Genomic DNA, 19,286 nt, shown 5'->3' on the forward strand with positions numbered 1-19,286 from the left:
TGGAGTAGGAAAGTTCGGTCCATCGACCGTTATTCGATTTTGAGGGCGCCATTTTTTGGCGAACTAAGGTGGTACCGCGGAAGATCACGGCTTCTTTCGTCCTTAGCATATAGGACGAGAGAAGCCGTTTTTGTGTTCACCAATAAGATAGAGGAGGCGCTACACATGGCCCATGAGACAAATGAAATCACCATGCCGACGAAGTACGACCCAAGTGCGACGGAGTCAAAATGGTACGACTACTGGTTAGAGAACGATGTATTTAAAGCAGACGAGGACGATTCGAAACAACCGTACACGATTGTCATCCCACCACCGAACGTTACCGGGAAACTTCACCTCGGTCACGCCTGGGACACGACGCTTCAAGACTTGTTGACACGTCTCAAGCGTATGCAAGGCTATGACGTGCTCTGGCTCCCAGGGATGGACCACGCCGGAATCGCGACACAAGCGAAAGTCGAGCAAAAACTCCGTGAAGAAGGCGTCATGCGTTACGACCTCGGACGTGAGAAGTTCCTCGAGAAGACGTGGGAATGGAAAGACGAGTACGCGAAGACGATTCGCGACCAATGGTCAAAACTTGGTCTCGGTCTCGACTACTCGCGTGAGCGCTTCACACTCGACGAAGGGCTCTCAAAAGCCGTTCAAGAAGTATTCGTCCGTCTTTATGAAAAAGGCTTGATTTACCGTGGCGAATACATCGTTAACTGGGACCCGGCTCAAAAGACGGCCGTTTCAGATATCGAGGTCATTTACCAAGAAGTCGAGGGTGCATTCTATCACATGAAATACCCACTCGCTGACGGTTCGGGTCACATCGAGATCGCGACGACACGTCCCGAGACGATGCTCGGTGATACGGCGGTTGCCGTCAACCCGAAAGATGAGCGTTACACACACCTCATCGGCAAGACGATCATGCTTCCAGTCATGAACCGTGAAATCCCGATCGTTGCCGACGACTATGTCGACATGGAGTTCGGTACAGGTTGCGTGAAGATCACGCCAGCACACGACCCGAACGACTTTGAAATCGGAAACCGCCACGAGCTTCCACGCATCCTCGTCATGGATGAAGGCGGGAAGATGAACGAGAATGCTGGTAAGTACGAAGGGCTCGACCGCTTCGAATGCCGCAAGCAACTCGTCAAAGACCTTGAGGCGGACGGCACACTCGTGAAGATTGAGCCGCACACGCACTCGGTTGGTCACTCAGAGCGTTCAGGCGCAGTCATCGAGCCATACCTTTCGAAACAATGGTTTGTTGACATGGAGCCACTCGCGAAAGCGGCACTTGAGGCACAAGGAAACGACGACACGAAAGTCAACTTCGTCCCAGAACGCTTCGAAGGCACATACCTCCGTTGGATGGAGAACATCCGCGACTGGTGTATCAGCCGTCAACTTTGGTGGGGCCACCGCATCCCGGCTTGGTACCATAACGAAACAGGAGAAGTGTATGTAGGGAAAGAAGCGCCAGCGGACAGTGAGAACTGGACACAAGACGAAGACGTCCTCGACACATGGTTCTCGTCAGCACTTTGGCCGTTCTCAACAATGGGCTGGCCGGATGCGGACGCACCGGACTTCAACCGTTACTTCCCGACGAGCGCGCTCGTCACGGGATACGACATCATCTTCTTCTGGGTATCACGGATGATCTTCCAATCACTCGAGTTCACAGGGAAGCAACCGTTCAACGACGTCCTCATCCACGGTCTCATCCGTGACTCGGAAGGACGCAAGATGTCGAAATCACTCGGTAACGGCGTTGACCCGATGGAAGTCATCGACCAGTATGGAGCGGATTCACTCCGTTGGTTCCTCCTCACAGGTTCGACACCAGGGAACGACCTTCGTTTCTATTGGGAGAAGATCGAGTCGACATGGAACTTTGCGAACAAGATTTGGAACGCAAGTCGTTTCGCGCTCATGAACATGGATGGACTCAAAGTCGAAGACATCGACCTAACGGGTGAGAAGACGCTTGCTGACAAGTGGATCTTGACACGCTTGAACGACACGATTGACCAAGTGACACGCCTCGTCGACAAGTACGAGTTCGGTGAAGCCGGTCGTTACTTGTACAACTTCATCTGGGAAGAGTTCTGTAACTGGTACATCGAGATGGCGAAACTCACGCTCTACGGTGAGGACGAAGCGGCGAAGCACACGACACGTTCGGTCCTCGCGCATACGCTCGATTCGATCATGCGTCTCATGCATCCGTTCATGCCGTTCCTCACAGAAGAAATTTGGCAACACTTGCCGCACGAAGGCGATTCAATCGTTCGTGCAAGCTACCCGACGAGTCGTGACGACCTTCACTTTGCGGATTCGGTTCCAGCGTTTGAAGCTGTGATGAACGTCATCCGCTCGGTTCGTAACATCCGTGCCGAAGTGAACGCACCGATGTCGAAACCAATTCAGCTCTTCATCTCGACGAGCGATGATGCGACACAAGGTTACTTGAGCGCGAATGAAATGACGATCGGCAAGTTCACGAATGCGACAGAGCTTGAAATCGGACGTGGTCTCACGGCCCCGGACAAGTCGATGTCAGCAATCATGACGGGAGCAGAGCTCTTCATCCCGCTCGCAGACCTCATCAACTTCGAAGAAGAAATCGCTCGTCTTGAAAAAGAAGTGGCGAAGTATGAGAAAGAAGTCGAGCGCGTGCAGAAGAAACTCGGAAACCAAGGCTTCATCGCCAAGGCGCCGGCTCACGTCATCGACGAAGAGAAAGCAAAAGAAAAAGACTACCTCGACAAGCGTGACGCGGTCCGCGCCCGTTTGGAAGAGTTGCGTAAGTAAGACTCACACCTTCTTTGGAGATTGATTCTCTGAAGAAGGTTTTTTTTGTGTTTTGGTAGAATTTGGAGATATGGGCGTAGAAAAGGGGATATGAGATGAGACGAATCGGGGTAATATGTATTCTTGTCTTGGGACTAGCGGGGTGTATGACACCAAAAGAGACGAAATCTATCGAAACAGTGGATGTGATGGATGTGGAAGAGATTGAGAAGGAGAGAGTGATTGATGAATCCCAATTTCCAGACGTAGAAGTGACGGGGACGACGATTGTTGAAGTGCCAGCAAGAACGAAACAGATTTCAGATGCCGTTGTGGCACAAACGACCCTTCAATATGAAGATGGGTCGACGAGACATTTATCGAAAGATCACATTTTAACGGAGACGATGGTCGGAGGAATTGGTTTAGTTGCGATGACCGTCCCTGACCGTGAGAACCCGTTTGGCGTATTCATTTACGATGTGAGAAATGAGTGGGCGCAGCGTGGAATGCAACGTTTCGGGATTCCAGAAACATCATCAGCGTTCGTTCACGGATTAGATCTTCCTAATAAAGAGATGGAGGCCATCAGTACGGATTATTCAGGTAGCGATTGGTCGGTGAAGCTTTGGACGTTATATGACGAGACACGCCTCATCAGTATCATTGTGACGGATTCTTTCACTGAAGTAGAAGGGGAGATGTCGGAACAGCCAGAACCGTATGTTTTGGAACAATCATATGGGAACGGTTTATACTATTTATCACAAGGAAGACTGATTATCGTGACAGGAAATATCTCAGAAGAAGAGTTATTGGTACTCACTGACTCGCTACCGGAACCTTCGTCTGTATCGTTTCCGTTTCATGATCCGGAGTAAAGATGAACACGCACACTTATAGAACCGATGAAAAGGAGGGGGCCTGTTGCTCAATCGAAAGGAAATGATTCTACGAATTCGTACTGCTGAAATGAATGATGTAGCTGCACTGTCAGAATTAATGGGAGAGTTGGGATACCCGACTACAGAAAAGCAGATGGCAATCCGTTTGATGAATATTCAACAAGATTCGAATTATCACACATTTGTAGCGGTGGAAAATCAAGAAATTGTAGGGATGATTGGTTTTTTTAGAGGAGTGTCTTATGAAGTAGATGCATCCTACATTCGAATCATTGCTCTTGTAGTGAAGGCATCTCATCAAAAAAATGGGATAGGGGCTTCTTTAGTGAATCATGTTCAAGAGTGGGCACATCAACATGGCATAATGAAAATAGCGGTCAATACAGGAAATCGACGAACGGGTTCACACGTATTCTACAAAAAGATGGGCTTTGATGGAACAGGGACAGGCTATTATAAGTCCATTTAGTAGGAGATAAAGAAAGCATTTTTCAAATTCAAATTGGAGCAGAAAAAACGATGGAAGGACGTCATATATTTTGCCAATCCATGAATTCGATACATGGCATCGAGAGTTAGATTTACCAATCTACGTATCAAATCATCCTACATATACGAAGGTTCATGACGAATTGATCCAGGAATTGATGGAGGCGCGTTCGATTGTACGTACCTACTATCATTCATACGATCGCCTTCGGTTTGGATTGTGTTATCACGGCATAACCATTATCCCAAACGAATCTTTGCCACATCTTTACGAGATTGTCATAGAATCACAATCTTCAATCATGCCGAGGAGTTGAATGACTTGGCAACCCTCATTCTCTCAGCTCAACGCGAAGGAATGGATGTAGTTCATTTTGGTATATAAAGATATGGGGGGAGTATTGTGTCTTATTATCACGAATTTGGAATAATCGATTCCATTCATGGGGAAGAGCTTCATGTGCAGTATATACCGGAAAGATACGGATGTGTTGTGGTGGATGGGGAAGAAGTGGAGCAATGGATTGAACAGTTAAGTGACATGCGCACATTCTTTCACTCATATCATTGTCCTGGCCATGGATTGGATGAGTGCGGCATTACATTGATTCCGCATGCATCTTTATCATTCTTTTTTGAAGTCGTGTTGAATAGAATGAACAATCAGGCAACTTCGGAATTGGGGCAGCTGATTATAAAAATTATCAAGGCGCGAGATGAAGGGAAAGATATGATTCATTTTGGTCTTTGAATTAAAATGTAAGGTAAAACAATCCCTCGAACAGATTGAAGTGTTCGAGGGATTGTTTTATCACGTGCCACAAAACGTTTGATACGGATACGTTCGTGGTGGACCTGCCGATATATATTCAGCCGGTTTGTCGTAGTTATATGGGTCACGCAAAATGGTGAGTAGTGACTCGGTCGGTCCGAAGTCACCGCGTTCTGCTGCTTGAATCGCTTTTTCAACATGATGATTTCGGGGAATGACGGCCGGGTTATATTGGCGCATGATTCGACTGACGTCCTCGTCCGGGAGACCTTGCTCACTCAAACGTTTCTGCCAAGCGTCAATCCACGCCTTCCCATCTTCCCGGGTTGAGAATGGGAGAGATTCACTCTCACCAAGCGTCAGCGAACGGAACGTATTCGTATAATCTGCCTCCGTCTCCATCATCAAGCGAAGCAGTTCATCCGTTAGCTCATCGTCACCATCTTTTCGGACGAATAGGCCAATCTTATGTGCGAGTCCGGTAAAGTACGCTTCTTTATACAACTCGGTATAACGGGTGAGTTGCTTGTTCGCGACATCAACCGCTTCTTCTTTCGTTTCGCCAAGGAGCGGCAGCAACGTCTCCGCCAGTCGGGCGAGGTTCCAAGACCCGATATATGGTTGATTCGCATAGGCGTAACGTCCCTCTCGGTCGATCGAGCTGAAGACCGTCTCCGGATGATACGTGTCCATGAACGCGCATGGTCCGTAATCTAGACCTTCTCCGCTGATGAACATATTGTCCGTATTCATCACCCCATGAATGAACCCGATGAGTTGCCAGTTGGCAATCAGTCTCGCCTGTCTTTCGACGACGCGTCCGAGGAATTGTTCATAGCGATTCGTTGCATCGATCAAGTCTGGATCGTGTCGTTTGATTGCTACTTCAGTAAGAGCGATGACGTCATCGATGGAGCCGGCGCCTGCTGCGAATTGGAATGTTCCGACACGAAGATGACTTGAGGCGACCCGAGTCAGGATCGCTCCATGCTTCGGACCTTGACGCATGATGGCTTCCCCTGTCTGAACGACGGCGAGCGCCCGGTTCGTCGGAATGCCGAGGGCGTGCATCGCCTCGCTGATGATGAACTCGCGTACCATTGGCCCGAGTGCGGCTCGTCCGTCGCCCCCTCTAGAATACTCCGTCGGTCCAGAACCCTTCAGTTGCACATCGACACGCTTCCCGTTCGGAGTCACATGTTCCCCGAGCATGAGGGCGCGTCCGTCCCCGAGCATCGTCAAGTTGCCGAATTGGTGTCCAGCGTATGCTTGTGAGAAAGACGTCTCTGTTTGACGATTGCCGGCAAGTAAATCGATGTCTTGTTTGAGGCTTTGCGCATCAAGGCCGAGCGAAGCGGCTAATGGATCGTTAAACAAGACGAGTGTCGGATTGTCGACCGGATGGATGGGCCCACGGTCGTAAAAGATGTCACGTAGTTCGAGGTAAGTCGCCTCGAAGTTCCAGTCAGTTGTCATGGCGCATGCCTCCTTCTTCGCTTCGAGTATAGCACAGACTGTTTTCCATAACGGCTGTCGTGAATTTTGATAAGATGAAACAGAAGTGTAAACAGTAGGAGTGTGGAAGATGAAGACGAGACAAGATGTATTCGATTGGTTGAGTGGACAGCTTCGCTTCGGGATCAAACCGGGTCTTGAGCGGATGAGCTGGATGATTGAGCAGTTAGGGTTAGAAGAACGCCGATCCATCCATGTGGCCGGGACGAACGGAAAAGGGTCGACCGTCGCGTTTTTACGGGCGATGGCGATGGAGAACGGCTTATCCGTCGGCACATTCACTTCCCCTTATATCATTCAGTTCGAGGAGCGAATCATGTTGAACGGCGAACCGATTCCGGAAGACGCGCTCGTCGACGTGGCAAATCGAGTCAAAACGTGTGCGGACAAAGCACCAGAGACGTTGACGGAGTTCGAACTCTTGACGATGATGGCATGGTGCTATTTTGATGACACACGTCCAGACTTGATCATTTGGGAAGTCGGTCTCGGGGGCCGTCTCGATTCGACGAACGTATTGAAGCAGCCACTCGCGACGATCGTCACGTCAATTGGACATGACCATCAAGGGATTCTCGGCGATACGCTTGAAGAAATTGCGCTGGAAAAGTACGGCATCATGAAACGTGGCGTGCCGATGTTCCATAGTATCGAGAAGAAATCGTTGATTGAGTTGTTGCATCAAAGAGGGGACGATGTAGGTTCTTCCATTCAAGATGTTCGTCCAATCGTGAAGAAGATTGTGGACGGGGCAGAGACCGTCGTGACGTATGAGGATACGCCATCTGTCGTGCTCGGCTTGACGGGGCATCATCAAGCATACAACGGGGCGTGCGCCGTGGCGGTTGCGCGTCACCTCGGCTGGAGTGATGACGCAATCCGAAGAGGTCTCGAGCGAGCACGGCATCCTGGGCGGTATGAGCTCGTCTCCAAACGACCGCGTATCATTTTAGACGGGGCACATAATCCGGAAGGCATCGAGGCCTTGGTTTTACAAGCCAAATATGAGACAGACGTGGCAGTGTTGACGGCGATTTTAGAAGATAAAGACCGTGACAAGATGATTCACGCGCTTCAAGAAATTGGAGACGTTTACGAAACGACATTTGACTTTCCGCGTGCTAGAACGAAAGCCCAACTAGAGAAAGATGGGGCGCGCTTTGTCGAATGGAAAGCATGGCTACAGAATTGGGTCGAGTCGCCGACAAGCGAGACGTTGATTGTGACCGGGTCTCTTTATTTCATCAGTGAAGTGAGACGTTTCCTAAGCTAAAACATTTACCTGATGTCAAAGAAATAGATGTATATTTTTTCAAGTGGGTGGGATAATTAGTAGTGAAGACTAAAAATAGGGAGGACTATTCATTGCGTAAACTCATGCAATACATAGCGGTTCTCGTATTAATCATATCCATTATTCCACAGAGAGTAGTTGCGGAGACCAATCAACCGATTTTAAACGTGTTGGTTCTTCGTGATGCTTTTACTGCTTCGAAAGTACTTTCAGTGACTGAATACAATAATGCGGTGAATTCGTATCGTGCTTCACTGAATGTAAATACTGCAAAAGTGAATGCGCAATTCATGACAATTAAACAATTTAACGCATCCCGTTTTCCGATGACAGGTGCATTCGATGCGGTCATGATTGGGAGCAGTCCTTTAACTGAGAAATATAAAAATGGGGCGCTTGTCGTCAACTCGAAAAATCATGACACGACAAATCAATTGAACGATTTGACAGAATTGAAAGCTACGGAACTATTTAATACAGTTGTCCGTGTCGGCTTGCCGCTTCTGATGCATGAGGATGCTGCGAACGGCGATACACAGTTAAAACGCTTGGCAGCCTATCAACGTGATTATGCGAACGTGAAAGTCTTTAATCGAAATGATCAACAGAATGTCGATCGTGAGATGGCGCAGCAGTTGAATCAACTCACCATTTCCCGTCCGAGATTTCAATCAACTGAAGTGAAGTACAACAATCAGTCGATTAGCAATCAGACGATTCAAGTAAAAGATGGTGTCCGTCATCCAATCAACTTTGCCTATACTTTATCGCAACCACCAACTCCTTCGGCATTCGTAGAATTGTATATCGATTACGACCATAACGATCGATTTGATGCGGATGAAAAAGTCATTGAGCAACAGGCAAAAGAATCGGGAACGCTCAATTTCACATTATCGCGTCCGACGTTTAGCGGACCGAAGAACTGGATGCTCGTCGTCAAGGATTCGTTGACAGGTCGAGCGGATTATCGTAAGGGGAGTATTCTTTACCTCGATGAAAAAGTGAAAGCGAACATCTTACAGCTCACTGCAGGAACTGGCACGAACGGAAGAATTTCAAGCTATTTATCTAATATGTTAGTAGACCCGTCTGGGAATTATGAATTCAATTTAACGGACGGTACAACGAGTCAGTTTGAGGGTGGTACTTATGATCAGGCATTACTCAATAACGACTACGATATGCTGATCTTTGGTTTCCAAGATTCGTACAACGTTTATGGAAGCATGAATGCTGCGGCCACTGCGAAAGTTAAACGTTTCAGTGAAACAGGACAAGGCGTCATGTTGACGCACGATACGATTTTCCGTACGAATAGTTCGTCATCGCCTACGTCCGAGTGGGAACGTCAATTTGTGAATGCCAATCCTTCACTGAATATCTCAGGGCAAAAAATGTACACGAACATGGGATTTGGTGCTCCTGAAACAACCAATAAGGCAGTCAAGGTACAGGATGGGATTTTCACTTCTTATCCGTATCGCCTCGACGATTCGATTAAAAATATCTCAAATACCCATAACCAATATTTCACACTCGATTTGAATGATCCGGATGTGACGCCTTGGTACAACCTGTATTCAACAGGTGGAAATCGTGTATATGGAGATGCAAACAATCATTACTATACGTATACAAAAAACAATTTCACCTACTCCGGTGCTGGGCACACAAACAAGTTTTCGGTAGAAGATGAGAAGAAAATCTTCATCAATACGATGTATCGCGCCTTTATCGGAGCAAATCATAAACCTTACAACGTGATTGAGTCCGTCAGTGATTCAAACCAGTCCTATACTTCTGCTGATTTAAAAGCCGGGTCTGTCGAAGTGACTGCGGGACAAGATGTCAAATTGATGTGGCGGCCGAGCGATTATGACTTCCAAGACTTGTTCCTCAATTCAACAATCACGTATAACGGGAAACAGGTCGCATTCGATAACTTACGCAACTACGAAGTTAAAGAGTTTACGATTCCGGCAGCGGATGTTGTCGCAGATCGGCCGATTGAAGTGAAAATCGAGACGTCCGATCAACGGAATGCGAAGGTGATCGATACGTTCACCATCAACGTCAAACGTGCGGAGAATGTTTCCGACTTGATTCAAGTGTCCCGTTCGATTGACCCGTCGACAATCAACTTGTACGAAACGGGAACGATTCACTATCAAGTTCAATATCCTGAACGTTTCGATCGATTGCCGAATCAGTTGGGCGATAAGTTTTTACGAGTGGATTCAACCTCTTTCTCAGAAAAACTGCCAAGTCAACTCGAAGTCGTGGCGATTCGTGACGCGAACGGAAATGAATATCCTGTCACGAAGCCGAATGAAATCAAGTTACAGTTGAAGCCGGACTTGTACTATGAACGAAATGGGAACACGAACATTTTCCTTCCGAACGATAGTGGAGACCGGACCGTGAAGTTTGAAGTAGTCGTCCGAGCCATCGAGCCTTCTGCCTCACTCATCCAGTTGAAAAAAGCGGATAACCAATTAACGACGTTAATTGAGTATTCGAAGAAGCAAGATCACATTTTAGATAAACTTAACGACTGGGATAAGGAATTAGAGGTTCAATCATCGTTCCCAGACTTGCTGATCAATATCGGGGCGCCGTATGCGTATGAAGCGAAGATTCCTGACGTCACCTTACAAATTGGGGCACAGCAAATTGTGAGTCCGACCATCACGGATGCGAAAGGAAACACCTTTACGAACCCGAAATGGAGTAGCTTGAAGTGGGAAATCGTCGATGCGAGCGGTGTCGCGAGACTCGTCACGCAAGGGAACAATGCGATTGTGACCGGTTTGAAAACAGGAACTGCGAAGTTGCGATTGACAATCGATCCGGGCGATAAGAGACCCCTTGTCGTAGCGGAGTCGAAAGTCAATGTAATCAGTCCACCTGAGCAACTTACTATTCAGTCGAAAGAGTTGTATGTCGGTCAAACGACTACGGTCACACCAAAAATCATGCCCGAAACGGCTCAATACAAGTCGGTTCGCTATGTCGTCGAATCTGGGGATAGTGTGAAGTTTGAACAAGTTGGCAACAACTTGAACATCATTGGACTGAAACCAGGTACGACTCAGTTTAAGGCGACTGTGGATGTCGGTGACCTCTTCGGTGGCTTGAATATCGCTACTCCGAGCACCGTCTTTACCATCCAAGTCAAGGCACCATCCTTGAGCCAAACGCCGAGCCAACTCGACCTTTGGGTATGGGATAGTTTGGATGAAGAAAAACGCGTGAACGAAGTCGCCTCGATTCAAGTGACCTCAACACCAACCGTATCCATTCCGTTTGAACGAATCGGGTCCATCCCATCTGCTTTGACGGTGACACAAAGTGCGACAGGATATGAATTACGTGCCAACCATGGTTACGGAAATAATGGTGTCGTGACTGACATTCCAATTCAGACGACATTCGATGACAATGCGTTACGAAACATTCGTTCGAACACGTCGATTGTCCGTGTCAACGAATACCCGAACCAATTGATGTCAAAAGACATGACAATCAATATTGGTGAAGGGACGGCACCACGACTACCTCTTCTTGATTACTGGCCTACGACTTCGACTTGGCGTGACTATCGCATGGAGATTGTATCCGGCGAAGAATATGTTCAAGTGAGTGGATCAGGAAAAGAGTTGATTCCAGTGAAACCTGGTGTGGCGAAAGTGGAAGTCTACACGACGCTTCCGGCTGGAAAACCGTTTGAAGCCGTGAAGGACACGTTTTATGTACGCATCATCCAAACGAATGCCTCGGGACAGGATGATGACCGTTATTAAGTGAATGGCAGAAAGTTGGCGAATGATGAATCGCAAGCGAATAATGATTGGCATCACCGGATTGATTCTCGTCATCGGATTGGGAGGGCTCCTGTACTGGAGTCAATCCCAACCCGAGCTCTCGCAGTTATCCGGTGACGAGTTAGTGAAAGAAGTGAGTCAACGCTCTTCGGTGACAGAAGAAGAATTGACAGATTTACAGGCAAGGGAAGAATGGGAGGCCGTCCGACTTGTTTTAGAGGACCAAAAAGTTGTGCCGACAGCCGAACAATTCGCCACAGCAGTGACGCTCGCACCTCTAGACGTGATTGAAGCATACTTCGAGCAAGGGATTGACCCGTTCGAGGAAGTGGAAGGGATTCCCGTTATCACACCATTGTTCAGTGCGAACGGCAGTCCGGATCAATGGAAGTTGGCGATGCGTTATGTTGAAGACGATCGACTTCTTGGCATCGCGGTCGACTCGTTGAACCTTGATGCGGTCAAAGAACTCCTCGGACAAGGCTATATGATTCAAGATACCGAATCGGTGTTATTGCAGCCAGTCCGTCACAATCAGGTCGAGTTGACGCAACTGCTTCTCGATAACGGCGCGCAATGGACGAAAGCAATGGAACAGATGGCCAAAGACTACAACTCGGACCTCATTTTAAAGATGGGGAACTAAAAAAATCGGCTTCTTCTCAATCAGAGAGGAAGCCGATTTTTTGAATTCATTTCAATTGAACCGGATGACTGACGAAGAATTGAAGTTGATTCGTGACCGGTAATGTTTCAAGTTGATTGAACACGGAATCGTTATACGTCAGTTTTAATCGAGACTTTTCGGCTTCGTGAGCTGGAACTTGACGGTCGAAGTTCTCAGCTGGGCTTAAGCCGTTGCCCCCAGTAAATTCCCCTCTAAAGACGTTCACTTCGAGTGGTCCTTTACTGTACAGACCTCCGTTGACTTCGAGAATAGATCCGACCGCATACACATAGGTCGGTTCGTTCGAGTCACTATACATGAACGCCTGGAGCGTCGTCGGAGTGTCATCAAACTCGTTGATTCGGTTCAACAGAATCTTTCCTTTGGATAACAGGATGAGTGAGTTCCCTTTGTCTGCATCAATCGGAAGAATATTGGCTCGGTCGATGAACGTATCACCGAGCGTGTAGACTGTCGAACTGAAGGAGACGTTCCCTTTAATGGTCAAGTCACCACGTACGATCAGTGGCCGTGCAATCGTCAGCTTCTCGAGTGATTCAATGACGACGTCCCCGTCGAAAAGAAGCGGGGCATTCGACTCGGTGATGGATTCCGTGACATACATGGCGCGATCCGAAATGGCATCCGGTAATGTCACGATGGTCGGGTCGGTGAGGGCGTTGTAGGCATCCGCCCGTAAGTACGAAGTCGGGCGTTCGATAATAGATGTCCCATCTTCCGAGAGCACGCGCTCGAGTTCGAACACTTGATTGGTCGAGCGAATCAGACCTTCTTCAAAGATTATTGAATCGACGTCATTTGTGTATGCGAGCGGTGTGTCGAGTCGTCGATTTAAAAATTCGATGATTGAGTAGTCGTATTGGAATGGAGAAAAGCGACTCGGGGACACCCCGGCGTCTGCCTTCTCGCCAGCTTGTTCCGGACCTACCGTGAAGTAGTTCTCTTGCTGGCAACTCAAGCAATCGCTCAATTCGACTAAATCGATTCGGCCATTCAAGTGAAGACGACTAGAATCGACATTTTCAATCTGCTTCGCCACACCATCCAATTGGAAGTTCGCTTGACGCATGAAAGCGAGAGGACCACCTGAATAGATATTTCCTTGAATCGTCGGCATGCCGTTCACGTCCAACTGTTGGTCGGACCCGAGGACGTAGTATAAAAAGGACGGGAGAGCCGTCAAGTATAAGTCTTGCGTGTATTCAACGGTAAGCATCGGTTGTTCCGGATTCACTTGTCGCGATGCCGTGACGTTCACTTGGAGAATCGTCGTGAACGGCGCCGTCTGAATGGCGGTATCCGTAGCATCTTTCTTCAGCTCGATGGAATAGCGGACCTCACTATCCGTAGTCAATGCCGTGAACGGTTCGTCACTGACGATGAGCGACTGAACCTTGCTTTGGAATGCCGCTTCCGATTCCATATGAGTCGGGACTTCCGCTTCTCCGTGAAGCGGGAACTGGGTCCGAACCTCATCGGCGATGAGGCGAAGTGCGCTTTTCGCATCTTCATTCAGTTGAGTATCTTCTGTACGGATGACCGTCAATTTATTCGACGCCAAGTTGACTTGCATGGCGGCGAGCGAGAGGACGGCGAGAGCCGCCATCGTCACGAGAACAAGCACGAGAACATATCCGTCTTCACGTTTTCGCATCAGGATGCCTCCTTTCTTAGAATGGGATGGAGCTTTCAAATGTCGTAACAGAATCGGAATCGTTTGATTGAGTCAAATCCAACTCGATTTCGATGAGTCCACCGGTCATGTAAGTCGGGCGTCTCGGATCGAACACGGGATCTTTTAACTGGATGGTCATCCGTTCGACTGTGATTTGTGGATTAGAAGGCGTAAACGAATCCTCTGAGAGAACCAAGTCGGTCGGGACGTATCCCGCCTCCCGGTAAATCATTCCGGTTTCCGATATGTCTGGAGCGGACAATCGATAAAATTGAAACGAGCCGTCCACTTCCGTCACGGCGTCGAATTCGGTCCGGTTCACGTCAGAGAGCACGGAGGCAATCAAATAGTCGGCCTCGCTTCGAAGGTCACTCGTCTCGTTCGTCATTTGAAAACCGAGCGTTCCAGTGATAAAGGCCGTAATGATGACGCCACTTAAAATCGAAGCGACGACGACTGTGACGAGCAACTCGACGAGCGTGAAGCCGTCTTCACGTTTCTCCATCTCAGTCAGTTGTCGGGACAGCCGTTTCAGGGAACGGTTCGCGCAATGTCGCATTCGAAATGACTCCTTTCAAGGTGACGGGCGTTTGCAAACGGTCGGTCGTCACCGAAATTTCAACTTCAATTGTATGTCCGGGTGAAGTGGACAGCGATTGAATGGTTGCGATATACGTATCCCCATGGATTCGGGTATCTTCGCAGAAGTCGCACGTCGAGCTGATCCCGTCCCGATTCAACAATTGACGCAGTTCGAGCGGTTCATCAACGGACGCGGCCCGTCGATTTAAAGTATGTAACGTGTTTTGCGCCACTTGGTTCGCAATCGTTTGATTGAGGCTGTCGTGTGTCGTCTTCAAACTTTGGCTGAAAATCGAAAGTAAAGAGAATGAGACAATTGAAAGAACAACGATGGAGACGAGCACTTCGACGAGCGTAAAACCTTTTTCGGAATGCGACAAGACATTGACCTCCTATTCAAAAAAAGTAAAACAATCGGAAAATAACGTATGCAATACTGAATTAAATGTTATTTTTTGTACAATACATATTATACTAAAGTTATACGCTGAACGGATATATAGAATAGAAGTCGGATTAGACACGGGGGGATTTTACATGAAGCGGTATGGGATGCATCTTATCATTTTGATTGGACTCGTCGTACTCGTGACATTACCGACGATTGGACTCGTCAATTACTTAGATGCGTCTGCTGAGTCGAGTGCTACATACAAAAAAGATACGACGGTCGCAGGTGTCGACGTATCAGGGATGACGAAAGAAGAAGCGGACGTTCGTCTCGATAATGCGATTAAAGATTTTAATACGACACCCTTTTCAATCAATTTGATGGATGGGACGGTCATGGAGATTGGAAAAGAAGTCGTGACGTTCGATGTATCGAATACGTTAGACTCCATTAAAGATACAGGTGACTATCCGCTGTTGACATCCGTAGATGAAACGAAAGTCGAGCCTTATCTCGAAGGTCAACCCGTCACGCTGACGATGATTGCCCCGGCGTTGATGGATGCCGCATCGATGTTGGAGTCATCTGTGACATTAGAGCAAGTCGCGGCAGAAAATGAAGTCGTCGCCTCGTTCACTGTGAGCCCGACACCGGCTATGCAGTCAGCCCTTGATCGAATGAACGGATTCGAGATGGCAGCGGGAGACATCTTTAGTCTCAAATCGTTCGGAGAAGATTACGAAGCGCTCACTACATTAGGGTCTTCATTCTATCGCCTATTTGCGGCGACACCGTTCGCCATTCTCGAACGTGTGCCTCACGAAACACTTCCTTCCGGGGTAGAGCTAGGCTATGACACGAAAGTAGATGAGCGCTCGAACTTTGCTGTTCAAAACCGAGAAGACACATCATATGCCATCCTCGTTTTGAATGAAGGGGGTTCTGTGACGGTTCAATTGCTCGGTCAACCTTTTGACGCCGCTTTCGAAGCGAGAGTTGAAGAAGTGAAGACGGTACCGCATCAAAAAGTCGTTCGCTTCTCATCTTCGCTCCCGTCAGGCAGTTCATCGGTCACCCAGTCAGGTCAAGATGGACAGTCAGGTAAGCTCTACCGGGTCACTGTGACTGAAGAAGGGGAGACGTTGGAATTACTCGGGTTTGATTTTTATGCACCGACACCGGAAATCGTGACGAAGAGTTCCGTTCCGCTTCCGCCACCGGATCCGGTCGAACCGGTCATCCCGACATTCCCGGATGAGGACGAGGAAGAAGACCCGTTCCCGAATGATTCGAACGACGACCCATTTGAGGCAGAACCGCCCGTATTAGAAGAACCTGCAGAAGAGGAGGCAGTGGGATGATCGGCTATTTGATTTTACTCGGCTTTTGGGTACTCGCCACATTGACACTGTTCGCTTTATCCGTTCCGATGACGAGAAAACGTGAAACGAAGCTTGTCATCAGCCTGTGGACTGCCCTTCTGTCTGGTGGCGTCTATTTGATGGTAGAAGAATCACTCGTTCAAACATGGTGGGCATGGGTGATTCTTATCGTTGCATTGATTGGAGGGGTGGCTGCGAGCGTCTTTGTCGAAGAACGGAACGACAAGACCGAGCAGGAGGAGGCTCCTCAAAGGATGGTGAAGTAACGTGAGACGAACGAAACGAAGATTAGGTGAGATGCTCATCGAGGCTGCGCTCATTACGACGAGTCAGCTCGATGAGGCGCTTGCACAGAAGCGTCCCGGAGAAAAACTAGGGGATGCTTTAATTCGACTAAACCATATTACCGAGACACAGTTGATTCAAATGATTCATGAACAGCTGCATGTGCCAATCATTGAGTTGTACTCCTACGACATCAATGTGACGGTCACGAAGCTCGTACCGAAAGCGTTGGCACAAAAGCACGATATCATGCCATTTGAATTGAACGGGAATACGCTTCATGTCGCGACGGCCGACCCACTCGATCTCATTGCCATTGATGACGTCCGTCTTCAGACCGGGATGAACATCGAGATCGGCATCGCCACGAGAGAGCAGATTCGAAAGACGATCAGTCGTTACTACGAGATGGACCACTCCCTCGTCGAAATTTTGAAAGAAGATGCTCCCGAAATCGAACGACAAGAAACAATTAGTCGAGACGATGCACCGATTATCCGCCTCGTGAACCAATTGTTCTTAAGCGCCATCGACCAACGTGCATCGGACATCCATTTCGATCCACATGAGAAGCAACTCCACGTCCGTTTTCGAATTGATGGGGACTTGCGTACCGAGACGGTCTATCCGAAAAAGATTCAGAGCGTCATGCTGACGCGTCTTAAAGTCATGAGTAACCTCGACATCACAGAAAGTCGTCTGCCACAAGATGGACGGATCAAGTACACGCTACGCAATCGCGCCTATGATTTCCGCGTCTCGACGCTCCCGACGATGTATGGAGAGAAAATCGTTATTCGGGTCCTCGACTCATCTCAAGGACTGACCGATTTGACGAAACTCGGATTTGGCGAACGAAACGAACAGGCGTACCGTGACATGCTGAAACGTCCGAATGGAATTATCTTGATCACCGGTCCGACCGGTTCAGGGAAATCCTCGACATTGTATGCTTCGTTAAAAGAACTGAATGATGAGACGAAAAACATTATTACGGTAGAAGACCCGGTCGAGTATCAACTTGACGGCATCAACCAGGTTCAAGTCAACTCGAAAGTCGGCTTGACGTTCGCGTCAGGGCTTCGTTCGATTTTACGTCAAGACCCGAACATCGTCATGGTCGGAGAGATTCGAGACACGGAGACGGCTGAGATTGCCATTCGTGCCTCGCTCACCGGTCACCTTGTATTGTCAACGCTACATACGAATTCAGCAATCAGCTCCATCACCCGTCTCGTCGATATGGGAGTTGAGCCGTTCCTCGTCGCCGCTTCGACGACGGGACTCGTGGCACAACGACTCGTTCGACGCGTCTGTCGTGATTGTGGTCAAGTCGAACCGGTATCGAAGAGTGAACGTAGCCTGTTCGACGCTGAAGGTGTTCACATCGACCAGATTATTCGGGGTAAAGGCTGTGCGTCATGCAACTTCACAGGGTACCGTGGGCGCCTCGCCATTCACGAAGTCATCCCGATTGATGAAGGCTTGCGCCGGATGATCATGAACCAGGCGACCGAGTCTGAGATGGTCGACTATGCCAAGTCACAAGGAGCGACATTCCTGCTTGAGGACGGATTAGAAAAAGTCGCCGCCGGTTTGACGACGACTGAGGAAATATTACGAACGGTCATTACGGAGAATGCTTATGATTAATCAATCGATCGAAACCATCTTGACGAATGCGGTCGAGAAACGCGCCTCGGATATTCATCTGACAGCCGGTTCTCCTCCGATCATTCGAGTAGACGGGAGTCTTATTACGATGGGCGAGGAGAAGGTGTTGCCGCACCATCTCGAAGGATATTTAAAAGAAATCATGACCGACGATATGCGCGAACGTCTCGAGCATGAACGAGATCTTGATTTCTCGTTCGGCGTTCCACGTGTCTCCCGTTTTCGGGTCAACGCCTATTATCAACGAGGCACGATTGCCATCGCGTTCCGGTCCATTTCCGGGGAAATCCCGACTTTGAACGAACTCAATCTGCCGACGGTACTGAAGCGTCTGATTGAGAAACCACATGGTCTTATCTTGGTCACGGGTCCGACGGGTTCAGGGAAATCGACGACGCTCGCGGCGATGATTCATGAAATCAATCGGACGCAGCGAAAACGAATCATCACGCTAGAAGATCCGATCGAGTATTTACATTCCCATGACCAAAGTATTGTCGACCAACGGGAAATCGGCTCTGACGTCATGAAATTTGTGAGTGGTCTAAGGGCCGCCTTACGGCAAGACCCTGACGTCATTCTGCTCGGGGAGATGCGTGACTTGGAGACCATCTCGACGGCGATGACCGCCGCAGAGACGGGGCACCTCGTCATGGCAACGCTCCATACATCGAGTGCGATGTCGACGGTGAGTCGAATCATCGACGCGTTCCCAGCTGAGCAACAGGACCAAATCCGGACACAACTCGCGAACGTCTTACTCGGTGTCGTGAGTCAACGGTTATTTCCACGGATTGATGTGCCGAAAGGACGCGTCGCCGCCATGGAAATCATGTTAGGGAATCCGGCTGTTGCCAACTTGATTCGAAATGAAAAAGAGTTCCAGTTGCCGACCGTCATCCAGACGAGTCGCCAGCACGGGATGCAGTCGATGGATGCTGCCATCGAACAACTTGTTCGGCAAGGGATCATCAATCCGAACGCCGTCCCGACAGAAGAGATGAGGTGATG

The 19,286-nt window shown here is 48.7% G+C and carries 15 protein-coding genes and 1 other annotated feature (1 of these 16 cut by a window edge); of the genes, 11 read left to right on the forward strand and 4 right to left on the reverse strand.

The window, feature by feature from the left end; genetic code table 11:
• Positions 1–107 (forward strand) — a binding site (T-box leader) (it extends 115 nt beyond the left edge of the window).
• Positions 108–165: 58 nt separating this feature from the next.
• The 4 genes from ACFO4U_RS01090 to ACFO4U_RS01105 all read left to right on the forward strand — a co-directional run bounded on the left by ACFO4U_RS01090 (position 166) and on the right by ACFO4U_RS01105 (position 4,941).
• The gene (locus tag ACFO4U_RS01090) at positions 166–2,817 is read left to right on the forward strand and encodes a valine--tRNA ligase (protein ID WP_215244115.1); all 2,652 of its coding nucleotides are present in this window, start codon (positions 166–168) and stop codon (positions 2,815–2,817) included.
• A 95-nt stretch (positions 2,818–2,912) separates the two neighbouring features.
• A complete protein-coding gene (locus ACFO4U_RS01095) occupies positions 2,913–3,677 on the forward strand; it encodes a hypothetical protein (RefSeq protein WP_215244114.1) in 765 nt (254 codons plus the stop codon).
• A 46-nt stretch (positions 3,678–3,723) separates the two neighbouring features.
• Positions 3,724–4,170 carry a GNAT family N-acetyltransferase gene (locus ACFO4U_RS01100; protein WP_215244113.1) on the forward strand — a complete coding sequence of 149 codons (447 nt, stop codon included), beginning with the start codon at positions 3,724–3,726 and terminating at the stop codon, positions 4,168–4,170.
• Positions 4,171–4,593: 423 nt separating this feature from the next.
• A complete protein-coding gene (locus ACFO4U_RS01105) occupies positions 4,594–4,941 on the forward strand; it encodes a short-chain dehydrogenase (protein ID WP_215244112.1) in 348 nt (115 codons plus the stop codon).
• Positions 4,942–5,001: 60 nt separating this feature from the next.
• On the opposite strand, the gene ACFO4U_RS01110 is transcribed toward ACFO4U_RS01105, so the two are convergent.
• Positions 5,002–6,438: a protein adenylyltransferase SelO gene (locus tag ACFO4U_RS01110; protein WP_215244111.1), complete on the reverse strand. Its 1,437-nt coding sequence runs from the start codon at positions 6,436–6,438 to the stop codon at positions 5,002–5,004.
• 109 nt (positions 6,439–6,547) lie between these two features.
• On the opposite strand from ACFO4U_RS01110, the gene ACFO4U_RS01115 reads away from it, so the two are divergent.
• The 3 genes from ACFO4U_RS01115 to ACFO4U_RS01125 all read left to right on the forward strand — a co-directional run bounded on the left by ACFO4U_RS01115 (position 6,548) and on the right by ACFO4U_RS01125 (position 12,244).
• Positions 6,548–7,750, forward strand: a complete 1,203-nt coding sequence (locus tag ACFO4U_RS01115) for a bifunctional folylpolyglutamate synthase/dihydrofolate synthase (RefSeq protein WP_215244110.1) — start codon at positions 6,548–6,550, stop codon at positions 7,748–7,750.
• Between the two features lie 92 nt (positions 7,751–7,842).
• Positions 7,843–11,577 (forward strand): DUF5057 domain-containing protein, encoded by a 3,735-nt coding sequence (locus tag ACFO4U_RS01120; protein ID WP_251131825.1) that lies wholly within the window; start codon positions 7,843–7,845, stop codon positions 11,575–11,577.
• A gap of 22 nt (positions 11,578–11,599) precedes the next feature.
• Positions 11,600–12,244 (forward strand): hypothetical protein, encoded by a 645-nt coding sequence (locus ACFO4U_RS01125; RefSeq protein WP_215244109.1) that lies wholly within the window; start codon positions 11,600–11,602, stop codon positions 12,242–12,244.
• 46 nt (positions 12,245–12,290) lie between these two features.
• Here ACFO4U_RS01125 and ACFO4U_RS01130 read toward each other — a convergent pair whose 3' ends face one another.
• From ACFO4U_RS01130 to ACFO4U_RS01140, 3 genes are read right to left on the reverse strand one after another with little or no spacing between them, the layout of a single operon-like run.
• The gene (locus tag ACFO4U_RS01130) at positions 12,291–13,940 is read right to left on the reverse strand and encodes a hypothetical protein (RefSeq protein ID WP_215244108.1); all 1,650 of its coding nucleotides are present in this window, start codon (positions 13,938–13,940) and stop codon (positions 12,291–12,293) included.
• Between the two features lie 16 nt (positions 13,941–13,956).
• The gene (locus tag ACFO4U_RS01135; RefSeq protein ID WP_251131824.1) at positions 13,957–14,520 is read right to left on the reverse strand and encodes a prepilin-type N-terminal cleavage/methylation domain-containing protein; all 564 of its coding nucleotides are present in this window, start codon (positions 14,518–14,520) and stop codon (positions 13,957–13,959) included.
• Complete coding sequence (locus ACFO4U_RS01140) at positions 14,468–14,923, reverse strand: type IV pilus modification PilV family protein (RefSeq protein ID WP_047795513.1); 456 nt, start codon at positions 14,921–14,923, stop codon at positions 14,468–14,470. The genes ACFO4U_RS01135 and ACFO4U_RS01140 overlap by 53 nt, the downstream gene beginning before the upstream one ends.
• A gap of 157 nt (positions 14,924–15,080) precedes the next feature.
• Between ACFO4U_RS01140 and ACFO4U_RS01145 the strand changes: the two genes are divergently transcribed.
• The 4 genes from ACFO4U_RS01145 to ACFO4U_RS01160 are packed head-to-tail and all read left to right on the forward strand — an operon-like array spanning position 15,081 to position 19,284.
• Complete coding sequence (locus ACFO4U_RS01145; RefSeq protein WP_214817496.1) at positions 15,081–16,295, forward strand: G5 domain-containing protein; 1,215 nt, start codon at positions 15,081–15,083, stop codon at positions 16,293–16,295.
• Positions 16,292–16,582, forward strand: coding sequence for a hypothetical protein (locus ACFO4U_RS01150; protein ID WP_047795511.1), 291 nt, complete (start codon positions 16,292–16,294; stop codon positions 16,580–16,582). Before ACFO4U_RS01145 ends, ACFO4U_RS01150 begins: the two co-directional genes overlap by 4 nt.
• 1 nt (position 16,583) lies before the next feature.
• Complete coding sequence (locus tag ACFO4U_RS01155) at positions 16,584–18,254, forward strand: GspE/PulE family protein (protein ID WP_159561978.1); 1,671 nt, start codon at positions 16,584–16,586, stop codon at positions 18,252–18,254.
• Positions 18,247–19,284: a type IV pilus twitching motility protein PilT gene (locus ACFO4U_RS01160; protein WP_031421415.1), complete on the forward strand. Its 1,038-nt coding sequence runs from the start codon at positions 18,247–18,249 to the stop codon at positions 19,282–19,284. The genes ACFO4U_RS01155 and ACFO4U_RS01160 overlap by 8 nt, the downstream gene beginning before the upstream one ends.
• Positions 19,285–19,286: the final 2 nt, after the last annotated feature.

The organism is Exiguobacterium profundum, assembly GCF_042652865.1.
Classification (GTDB): Bacteria; Bacillota; Bacilli; order Exiguobacteriales; family Exiguobacteriaceae; genus Exiguobacterium; species Exiguobacterium profundum.